Genomic DNA, 5850 nt, shown 5'->3' on the forward strand with positions numbered 1-5850 from the left:
CGCGCCTGCCGCGGCCCCCGGCATGTCAGTCGGCCAGGCGCTGCGCTCGCCGCAATTCCTGGTGCTGGGTATGACCTTCTTCGCCTGCTGCGCAGCGCATTCGGGGCCGATCTTCCACATGGTGAGCTATGCCATGTCGTGCGGCGTGGCGCCGATGGCAGCCGTGTCGATCTACAGCGTCGAGGGCCTTGCCGGGCTTGGCGGGCGCGTGCTCTACGGCGTGCTCGGCGACAGGCTGGGCGCCAAGCCGGTGCTGATCGTGGGCCTCGCCATCCAGGCGGTGGTGATCGCCGCCTATCTCGCCGTCGGCAATCTCGAGCAGTTCTATCTCCTGGCGATCATCTTCGGCGCCACATATGGCGGCGTCATGCCGCTCTATGCGGTTCTGGCGCGCGACTATTTCGGGCCACGCATCATCGGCACGATACTTGGCGCCGCGACCCTGTTGTCCAGCCTCGGCATGTCGTTCGGCCCGCTCGCCGGCGGCATGATCTTCGACGCCTATGCCAGCTATTCCTGGCTGTTCATCGGCTCGGCGCTGATCGGCCTCGGTGCTGCCGGCATCGCCATCGCCTTCCCGCCGCAGCCCGGCCGAGAGAGGCTGCAGGCGGCATGAGCGAAATTTCCCCTCGAGGGGAAATACTCATCACCCTGTCCCCGTTCCCGAGCGCAGCTCTTCCCTGCCCTCGTCGTCGCGGCTGAGCCTGGCGTCCGAGATCAGCACCACCGGGCATTGGCAGCGCTGCAGCACGCCGGTGGTCGTCTCGCCGAAGAAGAGTTCCTCGCCAGGGCGCCGCGCCACGCCCATGACGATCAGCGCCGCCCCCCTGCCGGCCTGGCGGGCAATGGCATCGGCGGCGGCGGCCCGGCTGCGGATGGCCGTCTCGATCTCGACGCCATAGCGGTCGGCTAGTGCGACGGTATCCTTCAGCACCGCCTCCCTGCGGCGATGCGAGACAGTGTCGCGCGGTTCGTCGCGGGCGACGCGCGCGACATAAAGTATCTTGACCCGCGCACCCGTGACCGCTGCAATCGCCAGCGCCATTTCGGCACCCCGGCGGGCGATCGCGGTGCCGTTGACCGGAACCAGAATCTTCCCGCCTTCAGGTCCTAGCCTTGGCATCTGGCGGCCGGCGCCGGTCGCCTTCAGCACCAGGCATAGCGGGCCCTCGAAGGCGCCGGCGATCTCGTTGATGCGGCGGGCAAACCCACCTTTCGACGTGACCGCGCGGCCGAGCCCGATCAGCAGCAGCCCATAGCCTTTGCGCGCCTCCTTGGCAACCGTTTCGGCCGAAAGCTCGGCCTCGCGGCGCCGCGTGACAGGCGCCGCGCGGGCCAGCTCCTCGTCCGAACTCCTGGCGGCCTCGCGGCTGTCCTCGGCACCCTTTTCGATCGGCTCGAGCTTCGCATCCGTGCCGGGCTCGGCCTCCTCCCCCTCGCCTCGGGCATGCAGCACCGTCGTCGGCCTGCCGGCGCCCACGACTCCGGCGAGGTAAGCAGCAAAGCGGCCGACAACGCCCTCATCGGTCACCACCAGCAGTCGTTCCAGATTGGCGATGAAGCCGCGTTGGTCGATCTCCTCGCGCTCCAGACGCTTCTTCTCGTTCTCGCCCATCGGCAAGCGGCCGAGTGCCCAACGCAAGGTCGGCGGCATGGCGAGCGTGGTGATGACGGCCATGGTCACGATCATGGTGAAAAGATTGTGCGACAGAACGCCGATCGACAGGCCAATCGAGGCGACGATGACTTCGGTCGAGCCGCGCGCGTTCATGCCGCAACCGACGGCGATGCCTTCCTTGCGGCTCATGCCGGCAAGCTCGGCGCCGATGAAGGCGCCGGCGAATTTGCCGAAGCTGGCGATCAGCACCAAAGCGGCCGTGAGTAGCGCAAGCTCGTGGTCGACAAGCACGGTGAGATCCGCCGAAAGGCCGGCGACGCCGAAGAAAACCGGCATGAACAGCGCCATGATGACGCCGCGCAATTGCCCTTCGATATGACGCGACAGGATCGGCGATTCCCCAACCAGTATGCCGGCGACGAAGGCGCCGAGCACGGTGTGGACGCCGATCAGATCGGTGATCAGCGCCATTGCGCCCATGATGGCGAGAATGACGGTGACGACGGCGTATTCGCTGCGGAACGTATCGTTGGTCCAGCGGATGGCGTCGAAGACGATGCGGCGGCCAATCGTGAAGGAAAGCCCCATGAAGGCGGCGACGCCGACAATGGTGAAGGCAAGGCTGCCGAGCTCGATGCGCTCCTTGGTGGCGATGCCGATGGTGATGGCGATGATCACCCAGCCGATCGTGTCCTCGATGATGGCCGACGAGACGATGGTCTGACCGAGATCGCGGCGCATGAAGTTCATCTCGCGCACCACCATGGCGACGATCTTGACCGAGGAGATCGACAGCGCCGTGCCGAGGAAGAGACCGGCGACAATGCGCTCGGTTCCGTCGGCCAGCAGCGAGGCCGGCATGAACTGCGCGGCGGTGAAGCCGAGCGCGAAAGGCACGGCGACGCCCGCGGCGGAGATGGAAAAGCACGCACGGCCGACCCTGCGCACCAGCCGCAGATCCGTCTCCATCCCGGTGAGCAACAGAAGCATCAACACGCCGAGCTGTGCGATGGCGCTGATCATGCTCTTTTGGGTGGCGTCGCCTGAAAAGATCACGCGTTCTGCTTCCGGCAATAGCCAGCCGAGCAGCGATGGCCCGAGCAGGATGCCGCCGATGAGCTGACCCATCACCGCCGGCTGGCCGAGACGCTCCAGCAATTCGCCGATGCCGCGGCCGACGAGAAGCAGAAGGAGGATTTCGAGAACGAAAATGCCCTCGCTGGACATGCCGGTCTTTTCGGCTGCCAACGATGCGGCCGGCATGAATGCGAAGGCTGCCGCGGCAAGCGCGACCGACCGGCGCCGGTTGACCACGAAGGACATGCACCCCCTCATCGTGCCCGGTATAACGTTTGCGGGCGAGATCGGTTGCACGCCACGCTCCCTTGGCGCGCCGCAGGTTCCTCCTTACCTGAATCGCATAACGGGCCTATCTGACTGCGGATAAACCGCCGAGACCCGGGCCGGCGACGGAACATTTTCAACCGATTGCGCGTTGCGCGGATGGGGATGACCGGCGTCGTTTCGGCCGGCCATGGCGTTGGGAGGCGCGTGGCAAGGGATGTCCCAGGTCAAGACCGTGAAAACCGACGAAGCGGCTGCAGCGCCGCGGGCCTCTGATGCGTTCGCGCTGAAGCTCACCTCATCGGAATTCGTGGCCACCATGTCGCATTTCCACCGCGCCGAAATCGCCCGCATGGCCGGCTGGCGCGACCGGCTGGACCGTACCAGCAACTGGGCGATTACTGTCGTCGCCGCCATGCTCTCAGTCTCACTCTCGACGCCCAGCGCCCATCATGGGGTGCTGCTCTTTGCCATGCTGCTGACCACGCTGCTGCTATGGATCGAGGCGCGGCGCTATCGTTTCTTCGACGTCTACCGGGCCAGGGTGCGCCAGTTCGAGCGCTATTATTTCGCGCAGATTTTCTCGCCGCAGCCCGACTACGCCTCCAACTGGCTGGCCATCGTCGGCGAAGGCCTGCGTTCGCCGCGCTTCCTGATCTCGCAACGCGCGGCGTTGGTGCGCCGGCTGCGCCGCAACTACATTTTCATGTACACGATCCTGATGCTGGCGTGGGTGCTGAAGATCACGACGCCCAGTCTGCAGCGCGAAGGGTCGCCGATAGGCTTGGGCGCGTCATTTCTCGACGCCGCGCGCGTGGCGCAGCTCGGCCCGGTTCCAGGCATCTATGTCGTGTGCATGGTCGGGCTGTTCTATGTCGGCCTACTCGCAGCCGCTTTCCTCATCTCAAGCGACGAGGGCGAGCTTTCGCATGGCACCGTGCATGTCTGAGAGCGGCCTCGAAAAGCGCAATCTGCCGCGGTGATCTTCAGCAGACATTGTCGACCATCAGAGCGGTCGCTTCCGACCGGCTTGCGGCTTCCTCAACCGGAAGCCGTGCGCGATGGCGCTTGTAGGCGGTGAGCGCGATGACCAGCACGCAGCATACGGCGTTCAGCCAGTTGATCGCCGCCAGAGCGGGATCGTTCAGATTGATGTGGGCGTAGAGTCCCGTCGTGGCGTTGGCGCCTGTCCACAACAGCCAGGTCGCGTAGGAAATCGCCGACGCCCCGTGCCTGTCCCGGGCCACCCGCACGATCTGCGGCAGGTAGGACACCACCCGCAAGCCATTGAAAATAGTGAAAAGATAAAAAGACAGATCAGCAAGTGTCATCCGAAACCCCTGTCATGGCCGGACGTCCCATAGCGTTCCTTGCAGTGGCGGCATGTGAGCCCGTTCACATGCCGGTTTCGATTTTCCTGTTGCGGCCCGGCATCCGGATTCTTTCGCCATGGGGGCGTTCGCCGTGAGCCAGCCCGACGAGGTCGACATGAACCAGATCTTGTTTCGGCCGACGGCGCGGGAGTGCTAAACAGATCTCGTGCTTGGGCAAAGTTCGGGTTGACCGCTGCCAAGCGCGCGGCGACTATCCCTGCAACGTGCAGGAGGACATGAGAATGGACGAACCCGATCGCTGGCGGCACATGGCGAGCGCCCCCAAGGACGGCAGCCGCATCCTGGTCACGGTCAGGCCATCGGAACAGGGGCCGGCCGAGGTCGACCTCGCTTACTGGTCGCGCGCCGACCAGTTCGGCACGGAGGGCTGGCGCTCTTCCGATTCGTCGCCAGGACGGGTGATCGAATACCCCGAACCGGAGTTGAAATGCTGGATGCCGCTGCCGACGGCCAATCTGAGCCGGGCTTCAATGCCAAGTCCGTGGCAAGGCGAAGACGTCCCGCTGCTCGACGGCTCCGGGATATGATCTCGGCGGGATGACCGTAGGAAATACGCTGCCGGCCCAATACTTGACGGCCTTACTTCGGCCGACGCACCGATCGCACCATGCCGCCAGGGCCGCTGCCGCAAAAGAAGCGGTCGCCGCCGTCGGATTCGAGCCCGGAAACGCCCACCCCCGCCGGCATGTCGAGCCGTTCCAGCACCTTGCCAGTTTGCGGATCGACGCGCCGGACATCGCTCTGGTCGCCTTCCCAGGTGCCGTGCCAGAGCTCGCCATCGACCCAGGTCACTCCGGTGACGAAGCGGTTTGAGTCGATGGTGCGCAGGATTTTCCCGGTCTCGGGATCGATCTGGTGGATCTTGCGCTCCCGGTTCTGCCCCACCCAGAGCGTGCCCTCGGCCCAGGTCATGCCGGAATCGCGGCCGCCGCCGGGCGCCGGGATGGTGGAGAGCACCTTGCCGGTATCGGGGTCGATCTTCTGGATGCGGTCCCCGGCGAGCTGGAACAGATGCCGGCCGTCATAGGCGGTGCCGGCATGTGCCGCGACATCGATCGAGCGCAGCGTCTCGCCGCTTGCCGGATCGAAGGCGGTCAGCCGCTCGCCCGTCGCAAACCAGACATTCTGTCCGTCGAAGCTCACGCCGTGCACGGTGTCGACATCAGGAAAGGGCCCGTATTCGCGCAGGATTTCCGCTGCTGAATGTTTCATGTCCTGGTCCTCGATCATGGTCACCTTTCCTAGCCGTTCGGCAGCGGCGACGGGAGTAACAAGGTGGTCGTGAAACCAGCGACCGGTGGCGTCATCCAGCGCCGCGCCCGGCCGTGGCCGAAGGACTGCACTTTGCCGGTCTCGGCCAACTGCTCGAGCGCCCGCTGTACGCTGCGCTGTCCGGCGCCCAGCGCCAGCGCCAACGCCGAGCTGGCCCAGGATTCACCATCGGCCAGGAAGGCCAGCACCGCGGCGTGCCGCTCCTCGATCGGCCGCGCCAGC

Annotated in this window: 6 protein-coding genes and 2 pseudogenes; 4 read left to right on the forward strand and 4 right to left on the reverse strand. The window is 65.6% G+C overall.

The features are described 5' to 3' along the window. A partial coding sequence (locus X726_RS137525) for an MFS transporter (RefSeq protein ID WP_023673883.1) occupies positions 1 to 616 on the forward strand: 616 nt, incomplete at its 5' end. A gap of 30 nt (positions 617 to 646) precedes the next feature. Here the strand turns inward: X726_RS137525 and X726_RS137520 are convergent. Further along, positions 647 to 2941, reverse strand: a complete 2295-nt coding sequence (locus tag X726_RS137520; RefSeq protein WP_023673884.1) for a cation:proton antiporter — start codon at positions 2939 to 2941, stop codon at positions 647 to 649. Positions 2942 to 3179: 238 nt separating this feature from the next. On the opposite strand from X726_RS137520, the gene X726_RS137515 reads away from it, so the two are divergent. Then, positions 3180 to 3911 (forward strand): DUF2270 domain-containing protein, encoded by a 732-nt coding sequence (locus X726_RS137515; RefSeq protein WP_023673885.1) that lies wholly within the window; start codon positions 3180 to 3182, stop codon positions 3909 to 3911. Positions 3912 to 3948: 37 nt separating this feature from the next. On the opposite strand, the gene X726_RS137510 is transcribed toward X726_RS137515, so the two are convergent. Next, the gene (locus X726_RS137510) at positions 3949 to 4293 is read right to left on the reverse strand and encodes a PQ-loop domain-containing transporter (protein WP_023673886.1); all 345 of its coding nucleotides are present in this window, start codon (positions 4291 to 4293) and stop codon (positions 3949 to 3951) included. A 106-nt stretch (positions 4294 to 4399) separates the two neighbouring features. Between X726_RS137510 and X726_RS1000000172135 the strand changes: the two are divergent. Beyond that, a pseudogene (locus X726_RS1000000172135) lies at positions 4400 to 4492 on the forward strand (oxidoreductase); the annotation flags it as partial. 85 nt (positions 4493 to 4577) lie between these two features. Beyond that, positions 4578 to 4883, forward strand: a complete 306-nt coding sequence (locus X726_RS137505; protein ID WP_023689804.1) for a hypothetical protein — start codon at positions 4578 to 4580, stop codon at positions 4881 to 4883. A 52-nt stretch (positions 4884 to 4935) separates the two neighbouring features. On the opposite strand, the gene X726_RS137500 is transcribed toward X726_RS137505, so the two are convergent. After that, positions 4936 to 5568, reverse strand: coding sequence for a glutaminyl-peptide cyclotransferase (locus tag X726_RS137500; protein ID WP_023730380.1), 633 nt, complete (start codon positions 5566 to 5568; stop codon positions 4936 to 4938). Positions 5569 to 5597: 29 nt separating this feature from the next. Continuing rightward, positions 5598 to 5850: pseudogene (locus X726_RS0137010) on the reverse strand (helix-turn-helix domain-containing protein); the annotation flags it as partial.

The sequence above is a fragment of the Mesorhizobium sp. LSJC285A00 genome, assembly GCF_000503155.1.
Taxonomy (GTDB): Bacteria; Pseudomonadota; Alphaproteobacteria; order Rhizobiales; family Rhizobiaceae; genus Mesorhizobium.